Origin of the sequence: Microbulbifer celer, assembly GCF_020991125.1 — a bacterium.
Lineage (GTDB): Bacteria > Pseudomonadota > Gammaproteobacteria > Pseudomonadales > Cellvibrionaceae > Microbulbifer > Microbulbifer celer.
Genome location: NZ_CP087715.1, coordinates 1,723,380 through 1,739,462 on the forward strand (window position 1 = coordinate 1,723,380; position 16,083 = coordinate 1,739,462).

A 16,083-nucleotide genomic window follows, 5' to 3' on the forward strand; every position below is an offset into this window, starting at 1 on the left:
TAATATTTGTATCTTAAAGCAGCTGTTGATCTCTCATTTATAACCTTCGATAATCAAACTTATCGCAGGTTATACTTGATGCGCAGTCACTGATCATCTATCTCCCGGTACGAAATTCGACATTGCACAGACTGGCTATGGACAAAAATAACGTCACACAAAATCCAACACAGCAAACCCCGGTAAATCAGGTAGCTGCCACCACCAGCACCTCTCCCGTGCAGCGGGAAACGGAACTGCAGACATACCTGCAGGCCGCAACATCCGGTAACACGCGCAAGGCCTACCGTTCGGCGATTCGCCAGTTCGAAAAATGGGGAGGTCGGCTGCCTTGTGATAGCCGGGTTATCGTGCGCTACCTGCTCGACCAGGCAGAAAGAGTGAACCCGCGCACGCTGGCCCTGCATTTGACGGCAATCGGCCAGTGGCATCGATATCAGCAGATTGCCAACCCGGTCCTGGAGCCGGTGGTACAAAAAACAATGCAAGGGATTCGCCGCACCCACGGAACGGCAAAGAGAAAGGCCAAGGCTTTGCGTCTTGAGCACATCGCCAGCATGACAAGCTATTTGAGACAACAGCCGGAAAGCCTTCAGACGTTGCGCAACCTGGCGATACTGCTCATGGGTTATTTTGGCGCCTTCCGGCGCAGCGAGCTGGTGGCCATTCAGGTCTCTGACCTCACCTGGGATGAAGACGGCCTGCTGGTACGCCTCCCGCGCTCAAAAACTGACCAGGAAGGCTTTGGTCTCACTCGCGCCCTCCCCTACGGCGACCGCCGTGTTTGTCCTTGCACCGCCCTGAAAGCCTGGCTGGACGCTGCCGACATCACCGAAGGCCCGATATTTCGCGCGATAAACCGCTGGGGTCAGGTGCAACCCAACCCGCTATCGGCAGCGTCAGTCAATACACTGCTGAAGCAGCTTGGTAACGCTTGCAACTTTGATTTTGTGGCGGACCTCAGTAGCCACAGCTTTCGTCGCGGCCTGTCGACGTCTGCCGCACGAGAAAAGGTCGACTTTGAGCTGATCAAGAAACAAGGCGGCTGGAAGAGTGACGCCACGGTGTGGGAGTACATCGAAGAGGGACAACAACTGACTGAGAATGCCGCCAATGTACTGATGGAGAAGATGGCGGGGCTTCTGTGAGCTTCTATTCGGGCATGTGGAAACCCTCAGGTTTTTCATGTCTGCGCCTGCGGTGTCTCAGTCGATTGGCGTAGACCAGGAAGTGGTCCATATAAGAGGTTCAATTAGACCTGCAATCGGTCTATCCTTCTCTGGCCTCGCATTTCTCTTCTCAGGCTATGAAAAGCTGGATCCCAATCAATGCCCACTGAGTTGCTTCAAGAACTGTCACAACACAAGCTCGCTCAAAGCCTGCTGCTGGTAGCCAGCATCCTGCTGGTCCGCTATTTGCTGACCACTTTGTTCCGCAAGTCAGGCTGGCAGCGGCAGGATATTCGCCGCCGGGTGCACGCAGTACACAACTTCAGCAACCTGTTGATGGTGGTGGGGTTGTTTGTCATCTGGGTTTCCGAGTTGCGGGACTTCGCGCTCTCCATCGCCGCATTTTCTGTGGCCATTGTGATTGCCTTGCGCGATGTCGTGGGCTGCCTGGTAGGCGGTATCTATCAGGCGAGCATGCGCTCCTTTACGGTGGGCGACTGGGTCAAAATTGGCGAAGAGTTTGGCGAGGTCATCGACAACAACTGGCTCAGCACGACCCTGCTGGAAATCGACCCCCATGGACTTGGCAACGGCTATACCGGAACAACGCTGTACGTTCCCAATAGCGCGTTCTTCACCAAGCCGGTAAAAAACCTGAACTTTATGCGCCGCTATATCGAGCACAGCTTTTCCATTGTGCGAGAAAACAAAGGTCAGAACCCGTTTGCGGCCAAATCCCATATCACTGAGCGCGTACTGGAACACTGCGACTCATTCAGGGATGTGGCAGAGCGGTACTGCAAATTGATTGAGAATCGCATGGGGGTTGAGCTGGCAGGTACCGAACCCAAAATCGCCGTCACCACCAACGAGTTGGGGCACGATGTCCTCACCGTTACGTTGTTCTGTCCCAGGGAAGAGGCTACCGACATCGAGCAGAAAGTCACTGAGGACTACTATCGCTTCTGGTATGGAAAGCCCGAGGATGCAGTGCGTACAGAGCAACTCTGAGGAGCCGGAAATGACTGTTAGCGTGGTTTTAGATACACCTGGAGTCAGTGCTGGAAGGAAGTATGCACGTCATTTCTTAGCGACGCTACTGACAATGAGCGGCTTTTCCATCGCGATATCTGTATCTGCCGAAGAGCTGATGATTGCTGTCGCCTCCAACTTTACCGCGCCTATGCGTGAAATTGCGCAAAGTTTTGAAGATCAAAGTACGCACAAAGTGCACCTCGCTTTTGGCTCGTCGGGCAAACTCTATGCCCAGATCAACCACGGCGCCCCCTTCCAGGCTTTTTTTTCCGCAGACCAGGAAAAGCCCTTCCGTCTGGTTGAGGAAGGTCTTGCAGATGCAAAAAGCCGGTTTACTTATGCCCAGGGTAAACTGGTACTCTGGTCGCGAAAACCGGGGTTCGTGGATAATCAGGGCAAGGTGTTGGCAGGGGACGATTACAATAAACTCGCAATCGCCAACCCAAAACTTGCCCCCTACGGCGCAGCGGCGGTACAAGTGCTGGAAAGCCTGAATCTGGTGCAAACATCGCGCGCGCGCTGGGTCCAGGGCGAAAACATCGCGCAGACATACCAGTTTGTCGCCACAGGGAATGCGGACTTGGGCCTGGTGGCGCAGTCTCAGATTACCCGTGACGGTCAGACTTCAAGAGGGTCCGCCTGGTTGGTCCCGGAAGACCTTTACGCCCCGGTTCGACAGGACGCTGTTCAGCTGACAAACTCACCCGCAATGGATGCCTTCTGGCAGTATATGAAAGGCCCGGAAGCGCAGGCCATCATCCGGCGCTTTGGCTACGATGTCTCCACTCATCGAGCCACAATCGAGCCAGAATAACAAATAGATAGAGACCGACAATTTTGAGTAGTGCCGACCTTGCCGCCATCTGGCTCACTCTGCGACTTGCCACAACGGTTACCCTGCTGCTTTTATTGTTGGGCACACCACTGGCTCTTTGGCTCGCCAGTACGCGCTCCAGACTCAAGGGACCCGTCAGTGCGCTGGTAGCGCTCCCCCTTGTCCTTCCTCCTACTGTACTCGGATTCTATTTGCTGCTTTTCATGGGACCTTCAGGACCAATGGGTAAACTGACTGAAGCATTGGGTCTTGGCACTCTGCCCTTTACTTTCTGGGGGTTGGTGGTTGCCTCGTTGCTTTACTCCCTGCCGTTTGTGGTCCAGCCAATTCAGAATGCTATTGAAGCCCAGGGTAAACGCCCAGCGGAGGTTGCTGCCACTTTAAGTGCAGGCCCATGGGATCGCTTCTGGCATGTGACCCTGCCACTGGCAAAGCCCGGCATTCTCACAGCATCAGTGCTGGGGTTTGCTCATACTGTGGGAGAGTTCGGGGTGGTTTTGATGATCGGCGGCAATATTCCCGGTGAAACACGGGTTGCCTCAGTACAAATCTACGACCATGTTGAAGCCCTGGAATATACCCAGGCCCACTGGTTATCGGCGACGATGATCCTGTTCTCTTTTGCCGTGTTATTGCTGCTGTATCGATTACAACAGCGCAAGTCTGCTACGGGGCTGCGCTATGGGCTATGAAAAAGCGACGGAAACGCGGAATCGCATCCACGGCCAGTTCCATTTGCCACTGCGCCGTGCTCACGCGCATACGAGCTCCAATGCGTTTTTTCTGGACGTCAACTTCTCCGTGCCGGGATCCGGGGTTACCGGTATCTTCGGGCCGTCTGGCTCGGGCAAAACTACATTGCTGCGCTGTATCGCAGGCTTGCAAAAGTGTCCGAATGGGCGACTGACCATCAATGGCGATACCTGGCAAGACGGCCACCGTAGCCTGCCCACGCATCGCCGTCCACTGGGGTTTGTATTCCAGCAACCGAGCCTGTTTCCCCACCTGACTGCGCGCGGAAATCTGGAGTTCGCGCGTAAACGCGCCACTGAACCGGTCAGCGACCAGGAGTACCAGCAGATCATCGACCTGATGGGTATCGGCGATTTGCTCGAACAGTCGCCAGCGGCACTTTCCGGTGGTGAGCAGCAACGGGTAGCCATCACCCGTGCATTGCTGATCAAACCGCGACTGCTGCTTATGGATGAACCATTAGCATCGCTGGATCTACCGCGCAAACGTGAAATTCTCCCATACCTGGAGAGGCTCCACCAAAGCCTGAAGGTTCCTATCCTTTACGTCAGCCATTCCATCGATGAAATTGCACGCTTGGCCGACCACCTGCTGCTGCTGGAAGACGGAAAGCTGGTGAATGAGGGCCCTACACACGAGCTACTGTCCCGCGAGGACTTTCCCGTTCAGATGGGAGATGATCTGGGCGTACTGCTTCAAGCCAGCATCTGTGATCGGGACGAACATTGGCAATTGATCCAGGCACACTTTGACGGTGGAAAACTGTGGTTGAGAGATACCGGAGAGGCGCTCGGCGTTCCAATTCGACTGCGCGTACTCGCCCGGGATCTCAGCCTGACACTGCAGGAAGATACTGCCTCCAGCATCCTTAACCGGCTACCGGTGCGCATTCAGGAAATCACCGCCGACCGTGACCCGGCAATGTTACTGGTGCGATTGAAGCCACTCCCACGTGACAGTGACACCGATTCCCCGGACTGCAGCACCCGTCTGATCGCCCGAATCACCCGCCGCTCTTGCCATCAGCTGAACCTCAAGGCGGGTAGCGAGGTCTGGGCACAGATCAAGTCTGTGGCCATCGTCCGTTAACTCGCCACTTGTCCAACTCCCCAGTTCAGCCTCTCGACAAATAACAGGCATAAAAAAGGCCGGGCTGCTTTCGCGAGACCCGGCCAAGGTTTACAAGATCATCTGACTGATTACGCGGGATCCGTTTCGGATGCTTTGCGTTCAGGTTTCGCGCCTTCCAGCGCGAGAGAGTCGGTAAAATTATCACCGTGCTCCGCGGCAGCCTTGCGGCCACCAAACAGCTTCTGCACCACCACAAAGAACAGCGGGATGAAGAAAATCCCCAGTAGCGTGCCCACAATCATGCCGCCCAGTACACCGGTACCAATGGCCTGCTGCGCACCGGAACCAGCACCCGTGGCCAGAGCCAGCGGCAGTACGCCGAGGCCAAATGCCAGCGAGGTCATGATGATCGGGCGCAGGCGGTCGCGCACGGCGTGCATGGTGGCTTCAATGAGCTCCATGCCCGCTTCCAGATTCTGCTTGGCAAACTCCACAATCAGAATCGCGTTCTTACTGGTCAGACCGACCGTGGTGAGCATCGCCACCTGGAAATAGATATCCCGGTCGAAACCGCGCAAGTTACTCGCGAGCACTGCACCGAGAATACCCAGTGGCGCCACCAGCAGTACCGCGGTGGGCACCGTCCAGCTTTCATACAGCGCTGCCAGACACAGGAATACAATCAGGATCGACAACGCGTACAGCAGCGCGGTTTGAGAGCCCGCCTGCTGCTCCTGATAGGAAAGAGCAGTCCATTCCAGACCGAAGCCTTCTGGCAACTGGCTTACCAGCCGTTCCATTTCCGCCATCGCATCTCCGGAGCTGACGCCAGGTGCACCCTGCCCCTGGATCTGCACTGCCGGCACGCCGTTATAACGCTCAAGCCGCGGTGAGCCATATTCCCAATCGAACGTGGCAAAAGAAGAAACGGAAACCATCTCACCATTGCTATTGCGCACGGACCACAGGCGGAAGTCTTCCGGGTCCATTCGATAGGGTGCATCAGCCTGCATGTAAACACGCTTGATGCGGCCGCGATCGATAAAGTCATCGATGTACTGGCCACCCCACGCAACGCCCAGGGTGCTGTTGATATCACCGATGGATACACCGAGAGACGCAGCCTTGGCATTGTCCACTTTCAGCTTGAACTGCGGCGTATCTTCCTGGCCGTTCGGACGCACACCGGTCAACAGCGGGCTCTGCCCTGCCATGCCCAGCAATTGGTTACGCGCGGCGATCAGTGCTTCGTGCCCCTGGTTCGCGTTGTCCTTCAAATACATTGAGAAACCGGCGGACGTACCCAGTTCAGGCAGCGCAGGCGGTGAGAACGCGTAGGCAATCGCATCCTTGATCCGGCTCAGCGCACCCATACCACGCCCGGCTACCGCACTCGCAGACTCGGAGTCCTCTTCCCGATCATCCCAGTCTTTCAGTTTGATAAACGCCATGGCGTTGTTCTGTCCACTACCGGCAAAACTGAAGCCCTGGACAGAGAATACGGATTCCACCAGATCACTTTCGTTATTGAGGAAGTGATCCTCCAGTTTCTTCACGGATTCCATGGTGCGCTCCTGGGTAGCCCCCACTGGCGTCTGCACCAGCGAGAACAGTACGCCCTGATCCTCTTCCGGCAGGAAGGAGCTGGGTGACCGCATGAACAGGAATATCATCACTCCGGCCAGCAATACAAAAATCCCCATAAAGCGCCCGCTGCGGGCGAGAATCCCGCGCACGCCGCGCTGATAGGACTGCGCACCGCGATCAAAATTGCGGTTAAACCAGCCAAAAAACCCCTTGGTGGAACCGTGGCTCCCGGGCTTCAGCATGGTTGCACACAGTGCTGGGGTAAGCACGATGGCCACCAGTACCGAGAAAGTCATCGCTGCAACAATAGTCGCCGAGAACTGGCGATAGATCACCCCGGTGGAGCCATCCATAAATGCCATCGGCACGAAAACCGCTGACAGCACCACGCCGATGCCCACCAGGGCACCGGTAATCTGGCCCATGGATTTCTTGGTCGCTTCCTTGGCCGAAAGCTTCTCTTCATGCATCACCCGCTCGACGTTCTCCACCACCACAATGGCGTCGTCCACCAGCAGGCCGATGGCCAGTACCATGGCAAACATAGTGAGCATGTTGATGGAGAACCCCATCAACGACAGCACACCAAATGTTCCCAGCAAGACAACAGGCACGGCAATGGTCGGGATAACGGTAGCGCGCAGGTTCTGCAGGAACAGCAGCATTACCAGGAATACCAGCACTACCGCTTCAATCAGCGTGTGCATTACGCCTTCAATCGATACCTTCACAAACGGTGTGGTGTCGAACGGAATGACCGTTTTCAATCCTTCTGGAAAGAAGGGGCTCAATTCTTCCAGTTTGGCTTTGACTGCTTGTGAGGTATCCAGCGCATTGGCACCGGTGGCCAATGAGATGGCAACACCGGTCGCTGGTGCGCGGTTGTAGCGCGTAATATTGGCGTAATTCTCCGCACCGAGCTCTACCCGCGCCACATCACCCAACCGCAGTACGGAGCCATCGGTATTTGCCCGGATAACCACATTGCGGAACTCTTCCGGCGTCTGCATGCGGCTTTGGGCGGTAATACTGGCATTGAGCTGTTGACCGTCGATTGCCGGGGTCCCCCCCAGGCTGCCGATCGCCACCTGTTGGTTCTGATTACGCACGGCGGCGATGATGTCGGACGGTGTCAGTGTATAGGCATCGAGTTTGTTCGGGTCCAGCCAGATTCGCATGGCGTACTTGGAGCCAAATACCTGTACGCTGCCCACACCAGGTACACGGCTCAGCGGATCGACCACATTGGAGACAATGAAATCTGCAATGTCTGCCTTTTCCATGCTGCCGTCCGACGATACGAAGCCGGCGACCATCAGGAAACCGCTGCGTCCTTTACCCACGGTGATACCCTGCTGCTGCACCTGCTCTGGTAACAGCGGCATGGCCAACTGCAGCTTGTTCTGCACCTGCACCTGGGCAATATCCGGGTCGGTACCATTCTCAAAAGTGAGCGTGATGCCTACGCTGCCGGTAGATTCACTGGTAGCAGACATATAGATCAGGCCATCGAGCCCTTTCATATTCTGCTCGATCACCTGTGTGACCGTATCTTCAATCACCTTCGCCGAGGCACCGGGGTAGCTCGCATTAATCGATACTACTGGTGGCGCGATATCGGGATAGCGCTCCACCGGCAGCTTGGTTATCGCGAGGCTGCCGAACAGCATCACGACGATCGCGATCACCCACGCAAAAATCGGGCGATCAATAAAAAAACCGGCCATCGCTGTTACCCCTTCTTCGCGTCGGTGGTTTGTTGTTGAGCAGTGTCAGTGGCTGCCGGAGACGCCGCAGCCGCTGGATTGGCCGGCGCGTTGCCATCGACAACCTTTACCTGAACCCCCGGGCGAATCTTCTGCAAACCTTCGACAATGACGCGGTCACCGGCATTGAGGCCGCTTTCCACCAGCCATTTATCGCCAACAGTCTGACCAACCTTCACCGGACGGACTGCCACCTTGCCGTCTTCGTCGACCACCATTGCGGTAGTATTGCCTTTTGGATCGCGGCTGATGCCCTGCTGTGGCACCAATACCGCGCGATCACGAACACCACGACCGATCTTCGCGCGCACATACATCCCCGGGAGCAGAAGATGATCGGGGTTTGGCACCACGACTCGCAGGCGCACACTGCCAGTAGACGGATCCACGCTCACTTCAGAGAATTCGAGTTTTCCATCGTGGGGGTACTTGCTGCCGTCTTCCAGCAGAATGCTCACCGGGAAATTTTCGGTGTCCTCGACCACCCCGGACTCCAGCGCCTTGCGTAAAGACAGCAGTTCGTTCACGGACTGTGTCAGGTCGACATAAATCGGATCCAGCTGCTGCACTGTTGCCAGCGCCGCGGATTGGTTCGCCGTCACAAGGGCACCCTGGGTTACCGCCGAAATACCGATACGGCCCGAGATGGGCGAACTGATCCGGGCAAATTCCAGCTGTACCCGGGCTCCCTGCAGGCTCGCCTTGGCTGCCGCCACATCGGCCTCCGCCTGTTGCAGTGAAGCAGTGGCGGTATCGTTTTCCTGTTTGCTCACTGCACCGGTCTTTACGAGTTCTGCCGAGCGGTTGGCATTCAACCTCGCCACTTTCAGCTGAGCCTCGGCCCGCGCCAGTGCTGCTTTGGCGCTGTCGTAGTCCGCCTGATAACGGCGATCATCCAGCTGATACAGCGCCTGCCCGGACTCAACCAGCCCCCCCTCAGCAAACAGCTGTTCTTTAACCAGTCCGTTCACCTGAGGGCGCACTTCCGCCACTTTAAACGGGTTGGTGCGACCGGGAAGTTCCCGAGTCAGAGTGACTGCCTGAGTTTCCAGAGTGACCGCCGTTACCTCCGGAACCCCTCCCTGCATCTGCTGCTGTTTTTCTCCGCAGGCAGTCAGAAGTGCCGCGGTGAACAGCAGGCTACCGGCAATCAACGATCGTTTTTTGTGCAACATGAAAACCTCTTAATAAAGGGCTGTACTCGGTTCAGCGCCGTCGGCCGTAATCCGATCAGGCGTAACGGATAGTCAGCTCAGTACAGTCTGACGCTAATCCGCAATTTAAATACATTCATGCATGAATATCAACTATTTATTCATACGTGCATGTAAGTTAAGATATGTATAGATGGCGCGGAATTTTCTGCCGCCGTAAAACCCCGGTCACAGTAGCGTGACCCTTCCCAGCCCCTGTTACTGACGGGACAGACCGCAGGAATTCAGCCGATGGCACGACGCAGCAAAGAAGAAGCGCAGGAGACTCGCGAGAAAATTCTCGATGCGGCCATCGAGGTATTCCACAAGCACGGGGTTTCCCGCCCCTCCCTGACGGAAGTCGCCAAGCTCGCCGGCGTCACCCGTGGCGCGGTGTACGGACACTTTGAAAACAAGGCCGATCTGTTCAGCGCACTCACCTCTCGGATTGACCTGCCGGATGAATCCCTGTGCCAGGCAGAGCTGGAAGACATCTGTGACCCGCTTGGGGAGCTGCGCAACCGCTGGCTGTCCCTCTATCAGAACGTAGCAACCAATCACCAATGGCAATTGATATTTGAGGTGTTGCTGCTGCGCTGCGAGCTGGTCCCGGAAAGCGGTGGCATTCACCAGCGCTGTGCGGAAGGTCACCGCGAAGGTACCCGCCGTTTGCGCAAACTGGTGGAAGGCGCGGTACGCATGGGGCAACTCCCGGAGGATCTGGACATCCGGGCCGCAGTCCCGATTCTCCACAGCTCTCTGTTCGGGCTCCTACACGACTGGCTGATGAACCCGAAAGACTACGACCTCGCAGAGGTCGGAGAACGCCAGGTCAATGCCATCATCGAGATGCTGCGTACCTCACCGTCATTGCGCCAGGGCGCAATACCAGCCTGAACCCACCAATGTGCCCAGGGTACGCCCGGTATTTTGCATTAGATTTACCGCGACCTCAGAAGTCTGATCGCATAGACACGTCATTCCATCCTGTTCCAGTGCGAAAAAGGTGCGAATATCTCGGGTTTTCCGTTGATCGCGCCATACTGTCGTTATTTTTTTGGGAAAAAGGTGCGCTATTTCCAAATGTGGCGGGAAAAACATCCGTCTATCCACCTTAATTTGAAGACTTCTCGCCTTGTTCAAGATGCAAATCATGCCTTTCGGAGCTTTCAGCCTTTATACTTGTCCTAAGCTATAAGTCGCCACTGTCTCCACCCTTGGGTCAACCAATCACAGGAGTCACAGTGGGGCGCCTTGATGTAGGACGTATAAAGAGACTCCTTATGCTTAGCAACCGTACAGCCACGCTCTTCTCCGGTCTGACCCTTTCGCTACTGATGCTGGTATCGCCTGCTGGTCTGGCGGAGACCGAGAAACTCAAGCCCGAGGAAGATCAGGGCAACACCGCCCGAGAGATCGTCAGCAAGCTTGAGATGCTGCACTACAACAAACTCAAAGTCAGTGACGAGATGTCCGCTGGTCTCTGGGATGAATATATCGACAGCCTCGACCCCACCAAGAGTTATTTCCTTGCTTCCGATATCAACGAGTTCCGCCAGTGGCGCACCGAGCTCGATGACGACCTGAAAGCCGGCAATGTGGATCGCGGTTTCGAGATCTACAACCGATATCGGATGCGGATGTCTGACCGCCTGAACAATATTCTCTCGCAGCTAGACAAAGGCCTGCCGGATTTCGATTTCACCAAAGACGAATCCATGGCGCTGGACCGGGAAGACAGCGAGTGGCCGCAGTCCATCAGCGCCGCAGATGACCTGTGGCGCAAGCGCCTCAAGTCCAGCGTGTTGAACCTGCGCCTGACAGAGAAGACCGACGAAGAAATACGGGATCTTCTCGTGCGCCGCTACAAAGGTCAGTTGAAACGTCTCGGGCAGCAGAATTCCGATGATGTTTTCGAGCTCTACATGAACTCGCTGACCAAATTGTACGATCCGCACAGCAACTACTTGTCGCCGCGCACACTGGAAAACTTCAATATGAGCATGTCTCTCTCTCTGGAGGGCATCGGTGCCGTATTGCAGATGGAAGACGAGTACACCAAAGTCGCGCGCCTGGTAGCTGGCGGCCCGGCAGACCGCACCGGCAAGGTCAAACCGAACGACAAGATCGTTGCAGTTGGCCAGGATAAAGAAGGTGAAATGGTCGACGTGGTTGGCTGGCGCCTGGATGACGTAGTGGACCTGATCCGCGGCTCTGCCGGCACTTACGTCCGCCTGGAGACGATCCCCACCGGGGGCGATGGCTCTCACCGCACTATCACCATCAAGCGCAGCAAAGTGAAGCTGGAAGACCAGGCGGCCAAGAAAGCCACCTTCGAGTTTTCTGACGGCGAAAAGAATTACAAGATCGGCGTGATCAACCTGCCGACCTTTTATATCGACTTTGAAGCCTACCGTCGCCGCGATCCCAACTACAAGAGCACTACCCGCGACGTGGCGCGCCTGCTGGACGAACTCAAAGAAGAAGGTGTGGACGGCATCATTCTGGATCTGCGCAATAATGGCGGCGGCTCCCTGCAGGAGGCCACCATGCTCACCGACCTGTTCATTGATCAGGGCCCGGTGGTTCAGATCCGCCATGCCAACGAGCAGATCTCCCGTCACAACCGCTCGCGCTCCCGCGCGATGTACCGCGGTCCGCTCATGGTACTGATCAACCGCTTGTCCGCCTCGGCGTCTGAGATTTTTGCTGGTGCAATACAGGACTACAACCGCGGGCTGGTAGTGGGTAATCAGTCTTTCGGTAAAGGCACCGTGCAAACCATGGCACCACTGAAAGAAGGTCAGCTCAAGATTACCCAGTCGAAGTTTTATCGCGTCTCCGGTGACAGTACCCAGCACGCGGGCGTCAAGCCGGATATCGATATGCCGCAGCTGATCGACTCGGACGAAGTGGGAGAGAGCGCCTACGATACCGCCCTGCCCTGGGACCGTATCCACGCTGTGCGCCACGCCAAATACTTCAACCTGAAGGACATGATTCCGGACCTCGTCAGCAAGCATGAACAACGTACCGCCAAAGACCCAGACTTCATATTCCTGCGCGAGCAATTCCAGATTCAGCGCGAACGTGCCGACCGTAAAGCAGTGTCCCTGAACGAGAAAACCCGCAATACTGAGCGTGAAAAGCTCAATGAACAGCTGCTGGTCATGGAAAACAATCGCCGGGCAGCCAAGGGGCTTGAGCCGTATGAGTCCTTCGAGGCCATGGAAGAAGACGAATCAGAAAATACCGAGCCCGTCGGTGGACCGGTTGAAATCACACTGGAAGACGATCCGGTGCTGAATGAAGCCGGCTATATCATGGCCGACTTCCTGGGCCTGAAAGGCCGCAAGACCCGCGCACCGCAGGTGGCCAATTTTTAACTAACCACAAGCCCTGGTTCCCTTAGCTGGAACCGGGGCCTTTCGACTATTGCCGGGCCCGGTATTCTCTGGAATAGCGGGCCTTGTCGTTATTTCTGGGGGAGATAAAATGAAAGTCGTTTCATTCAACGTCAATAGTATTCGTGCGCGCCTGCACCAGATGGAAGCTCTGGTGCAATCACACGCGCCCGATATCATCGGTCTGCAGGAAACCAAAGTCACTGATGAGGATTTTCCAGTCGATGTGATTCGCGATCTGGGTTACGAAGTCATCTACTTCGGCCAAAAAACCCACTACGGCGTCGCCCTCCTCTCCCGCTATCCATTTCTGAAATCCCAGTACGGGTTCCCCACCGATACGGAAGACGCCCAGCGCCGTCTGGTGGCAGGACAGTTTGATATTGGCGCCGATCAACCCTTGACCGTCATCAATGGCTATTTTCCCCAGGGCGAGAACCGCGAACACCCGGTGAAATTCCCCGCAAAACGCAAATACTACGCGGACCTGAATGCCTATCTGAACAAGGAGTGTTCAGCCGACGCACCGGTTCTGGTTATTGGCGACATGAACATTTCCCCTACCGATATTGATATCGGTATCGGGGAGCCCAACCGCAAGCGCTGGCTACGGGATGGCAAGTGCAGTTTCCTGCCGGAGGAGCGTGAGTGGCTGGAAAAACTGCAAAACTGGGGCCTGGTTGATACTTTTCGTGCACAAAATCCGGAGACTGACGATGTCTTCAGCTGGTTTGACTACCGCAGCCGTGGATTCGATCGCGAGCCCAAACGCGGCCTGCGCATCGATCTGATTCTGGCCTCTCAGCAGCTGGCAGACAAGTGTGTCGGTACTGGTGTTGACTATGATATCCGCGGTATGGAACGACCATCGGACCACGCGCCGATCTGGGCGGAATTCAAACTCTGACAAACTGCCGCTTCAATCGTAGAGCACAGCAAAGAGCACAAGCGAGAAAGGCCGGCAGCTTTGTCGGCCTTTCTGGTTTACGTTGCCAGAAAATCGGTGATCAATCCGCTTTCGAAAGCGCCCGCTCAATCACTGCCGCCAGACGTACACCGCCTTGACGTAAACGCTGCTCGACTACGGGACGATTAGCCTCAAGATATTCCTGCCCAAGCTCCCGACGCAACACATACGCATTGTTGTGGGCAAATCCATGGGACTCGGCCAGCCACTCAATCGGGGTTGATGCAACCCAGTCTGCCTGCTCACTGCCGGTGATATTGGCCGGCTGCTGCGCGGCATACACCTGCCAATCATTAATGAAGCGCTCCGGCAATTGCGTGTCCCACAGCGCGTGCAGGTTGGTCTCTTCTCCGAAAAAAGTCACTGCCACATCATTGCCGCCGCGATCCTCACGCAAACCAGCATGCATCGGTTGATGCAAATCTTCCACAAAGTGCGTCAAAAAAAGCAGCGCCTCGCCCCTTTCCCGTTCACTCAACCTTCCGTCTGCCAAACGTGCGCGATAGTGATGAATCGCCTGGAGAACACACTGTAGTGGCACACTGAATTTGGCCACCTGACTTTGAGTGATATTATCATGCTCAACGAGATCAGGTGAATTAATGACCAAGTCAAAAAAGAAGCGATTTGACCCCGAGTTCAGGCTCGAGGCAGCCCAGCTGGTAGTCGACCAGAACTACACCGTGAAAGAGGCTTGCGAAGCCATGGGAGTCAGTAAATCCACGATGGAGTCGTGGATACGGAAGCTCCGGGCAGAGCGAGGCGGCAAGGCGCCGGAGGGCGTGGCTATTACTCCAGATCAGATCCGCATCCAAGAGCTAGAACGGAAGCTTAAGCGAGTCGAAGAGGAGAAAGAAATCCTAAAAAAGGCTACAGCTCTCTTGATGTCGGACTCGCTGAACAGTTCAAAATAATCGAGCGATTGCAGGGGAGCTATGCCGTTCAGCGGTTGTGCGACGTATTTGATGTACACCGGAGCAGCTATCGGAGCTGGCGTGACAGGTCGTCCGAGCCAAAGCCAGAAGAGGTGCGACTACAGGCGTTAGTGAAGGCAGCTCATAAAGTTAGCAACGGTTCTGCAGGGGCAAGAACCATCTCGAAGATCGTAACACAGGGCGGTACACCGCTCAGCCGGTACCGCGCTGCAAAGCGAATGAAGCTACTCGGTTTGGAGAGCACCCAGCTTCCAAATCATCGGTACAAGAAGGCTGAGCAACCACACGTTGATGTTCCGAATCATCTGGATCGGGAGTTTAACGTTGCTGCACCAAACAAGGCTTGGGCCGGCGATATCACGTATATCTGGACAGGTGCCCGGTGGGCGTATCTGGCGGTAGTTATAGATTTCTTTGCGCGTAAGCCGGTTGGTTGGGCGCTATCGTTATCGCCTGACACCGCCCTGGTTAAAAAGGCGCTTACGATGGCCTACGAATCACGAGGGCAACCGGAAGGCATCATGTTCCACTCGGACCAGGGATGTCAGTACACAAGCCTCGCGTTCCGACAACAACTGTGGCGCTACAGAATGACGCAGAGCCTGAGCCGTCGCGGCAACTGCTGGGACAACGCACCGACAGAGCGCTTTTTCCGGAGTCTCAAAACAGAGTGGGTTCCGGAAACCGGCTACAAGTCCTTCCCTGCGGCTAAACAGGGAATCACGAGTTACATCATTGGCTACTACAGCCAAATACGCCCCCATCAGAAAAATGATGGAATGCCGCCGAATGTGGCGGAAGAGAAATATTGGAATGCTCAGAGTTCGGTGGCCAAAAAGAGTTGACCACTACAACACCCCTGCTCCGGGCAATCTCGTGCCGCACGATAACCAGACCAAGTTGCCGACAAATTGATGTAGTGCAGTGGAGCCGCCCAATCATATTCCGGGTTGCCCCTAATACGATCTGCCCAGGTGCCCGCTTCGGCGAGACTCTCTTCTCCCATCACCTGTAAAAGATTCCGGGTTTTCTCACGGGTCTCTTCGCTCAAATACTCCCAGGCAATAGCGCCCGTCACCCGGTGGGCATCAGCCCCCCAACACCAGGCAGAGGTGGAAACCACAAGTGCAGCCGCGGCGATGATGCCTTTAGCCATCAGTACTCTCATATCGACCCCCGTATTTTCAATGGTCGCCACCTTAGCGGATAACGATGACAGGATCTTTACCACTCCTGTCACCTTTTTGCGACATTAATGCAATCTCTCCTTCACTAGATTGCAAAACATTTTCCCAAGAATGGGCGCGCCGGCAATCTGACTTTTATATCCAACGGGGGACGCCGGCTACCAGCGGCCACAGGGACTTA

At 55.7% G+C, this 16,083-nt stretch carries 13 protein-coding genes; 9 read left to right on the forward strand and 4 right to left on the reverse strand.

The window, feature by feature from the left end; genetic code table 11:
- Positions 1-137 precede the first annotated feature (137 nt).
- The 5 genes from LPW13_RS07225 (at position 138) to modC (ending at position 4,881) form a co-directional block, all read left to right on the forward strand.
- A complete protein-coding gene (locus tag LPW13_RS07225; RefSeq protein ID WP_230438770.1) occupies positions 138-1,148 on the forward strand; it encodes a site-specific integrase in 1,011 nt (336 codons plus the stop codon).
- Positions 1,149-1,328: 180 nt separating this feature from the next.
- On the forward strand, positions 1,329-2,180 hold the full coding sequence (locus tag LPW13_RS07230) for a mechanosensitive ion channel family protein (protein ID WP_230438771.1): 852 nt from the start codon (positions 1,329-1,331) through the stop codon (positions 2,178-2,180).
- A 10-nt stretch (positions 2,181-2,190) separates the two neighbouring features.
- The gene (gene modA, locus LPW13_RS07235) at positions 2,191-3,018 is read left to right on the forward strand and encodes a molybdate ABC transporter substrate-binding protein (protein WP_230438772.1); all 828 of its coding nucleotides are present in this window, start codon (positions 2,191-2,193) and stop codon (positions 3,016-3,018) included.
- A gap of 20 nt (positions 3,019-3,038) precedes the next feature.
- Positions 3,039-3,731, forward strand: a complete 693-nt coding sequence (modB, locus tag LPW13_RS07240) for a molybdate ABC transporter permease subunit (RefSeq protein ID WP_230439166.1) — start codon at positions 3,039-3,041, stop codon at positions 3,729-3,731.
- Positions 3,721-4,881 carry a molybdenum ABC transporter ATP-binding protein gene (modC, locus tag LPW13_RS07245; RefSeq protein WP_230438773.1) on the forward strand — a complete coding sequence of 387 codons (1,161 nt, stop codon included), beginning with the start codon at positions 3,721-3,723 and terminating at the stop codon, positions 4,879-4,881. The genes modB and modC overlap by 11 nt, the downstream gene beginning before the upstream one ends.
- Before the next feature lie 110 nt (positions 4,882-4,991).
- Here modC and LPW13_RS07250 read toward each other — a convergent pair whose 3' ends face one another.
- Together LPW13_RS07250 and LPW13_RS07255 are read right to left on the reverse strand one after the other, a co-directional pair.
- The gene (locus tag LPW13_RS07250) at positions 4,992-8,177 is read right to left on the reverse strand and encodes an efflux RND transporter permease subunit (protein WP_230438774.1); all 3,186 of its coding nucleotides are present in this window, start codon (positions 8,175-8,177) and stop codon (positions 4,992-4,994) included.
- Between the two features lie 5 nt (positions 8,178-8,182).
- Positions 8,183-9,391 (reverse strand): efflux RND transporter periplasmic adaptor subunit, encoded by a 1,209-nt coding sequence (locus LPW13_RS07255; protein WP_230438775.1) that lies wholly within the window; start codon positions 9,389-9,391, stop codon positions 8,183-8,185.
- Between the two features lie 270 nt (positions 9,392-9,661).
- Here LPW13_RS07255 and LPW13_RS07260 point away from each other — a divergent pair, with 270 nt between their 5' ends.
- The 3 genes from LPW13_RS07260 (at position 9,662) to xthA (ending at position 13,720) form a co-directional block, all read left to right on the forward strand.
- Positions 9,662-10,306: a TetR family transcriptional regulator gene (locus LPW13_RS07260; protein WP_230438776.1), complete on the forward strand. Its 645-nt coding sequence runs from the start codon at positions 9,662-9,664 to the stop codon at positions 10,304-10,306.
- Between the two features lie 386 nt (positions 10,307-10,692).
- Positions 10,693-12,795, forward strand: a complete 2,103-nt coding sequence (locus tag LPW13_RS07265; RefSeq protein WP_230438777.1) for a carboxy terminal-processing peptidase — start codon at positions 10,693-10,695, stop codon at positions 12,793-12,795.
- 109 nt (positions 12,796-12,904) lie between these two features.
- Positions 12,905-13,720 carry an exodeoxyribonuclease III gene (gene xthA, locus LPW13_RS07270; RefSeq protein WP_230438778.1) on the forward strand — a complete coding sequence of 272 codons (816 nt, stop codon included), beginning with the start codon at positions 12,905-12,907 and terminating at the stop codon, positions 13,718-13,720.
- Positions 13,721-13,820: 100 nt separating this feature from the next.
- On the opposite strand, the gene LPW13_RS07275 is transcribed toward xthA, so the two are convergent.
- A complete protein-coding gene (locus LPW13_RS07275; RefSeq protein WP_329957938.1) occupies positions 13,821-14,336 on the reverse strand; it encodes a S1/P1 nuclease in 516 nt (171 codons plus the stop codon).
- Between the two features lie 46 nt (positions 14,337-14,382).
- Between LPW13_RS07275 and LPW13_RS07280 the strand changes: the two genes are divergently transcribed.
- Positions 14,383-15,560, forward strand: a protein-coding gene (locus LPW13_RS07280) for an IS3 family transposase (RefSeq protein WP_407941935.1) whose coding sequence is annotated in 2 segments (ribosomal slippage) — positions 14,383-14,650 and positions 14,650-15,560 — 1,179 coding nt in all. Because the reading frame shifts where the segments join, the coding sequence is not laid out codon by codon here.
- Here the strand turns inward: LPW13_RS07280 and LPW13_RS07285 are convergent.
- The gene (locus LPW13_RS07285) at positions 15,533-15,946 is read right to left on the reverse strand and encodes a S1/P1 nuclease (RefSeq protein ID WP_230438779.1); all 414 of its coding nucleotides are present in this window, start codon (positions 15,944-15,946) and stop codon (positions 15,533-15,535) included. The genes LPW13_RS07280 and LPW13_RS07285 overlap by 28 nt on opposite strands.
- Positions 15,947-16,083: the final 137 nt, after the last annotated feature.

What these genes read in the sequence shown, in the direction of transcription:
- LPW13_RS07225 (WP_230438770.1), top strand. Translation starts at nt 138, where the DNA reads ATGGACAAAAATAACGTCACACAAAATCCAACACAGCAAACCCCGGTA.
- LPW13_RS07230 (WP_230438771.1), top strand. Translation starts at nt 1,329, where the DNA reads ATGCCCACTGAGTTGCTTCAAGAACTGTCACAACACAAGCTCGCTCAA.
- modA (WP_230438772.1), top strand. Translation starts at nt 2,191, where the DNA reads ATGACTGTTAGCGTGGTTTTAGATACACCTGGAGTCAGTGCTGGAAGG.
- modC (WP_230438773.1), top strand. Translation starts at nt 3,721, where the DNA reads ATGGGCTATGAAAAAGCGACGGAAACGCGGAATCGCATCCACGGCCAG.
- LPW13_RS07250 (WP_230438774.1), bottom strand. Translation starts at nt 8,177, where the DNA reads ATGGCCGGTTTTTTTATTGATCGCCCGATTTTTGCGTGGGTGATCGCG.
- LPW13_RS07255 (WP_230438775.1), bottom strand. Translation starts at nt 9,391, where the DNA reads ATGTTGCACAAAAAACGATCGTTGATTGCCGGTAGCCTGCTGTTCACC.
- LPW13_RS07260 (WP_230438776.1), top strand. Translation starts at nt 9,662, where the DNA reads ATGGCACGACGCAGCAAAGAAGAAGCGCAGGAGACTCGCGAGAAAATT.
- LPW13_RS07265 (WP_230438777.1), top strand. Translation starts at nt 10,693, where the DNA reads ATGCTTAGCAACCGTACAGCCACGCTCTTCTCCGGTCTGACCCTTTCG.
- xthA (WP_230438778.1), top strand. Translation starts at nt 12,905, where the DNA reads ATGAAAGTCGTTTCATTCAACGTCAATAGTATTCGTGCGCGCCTGCAC.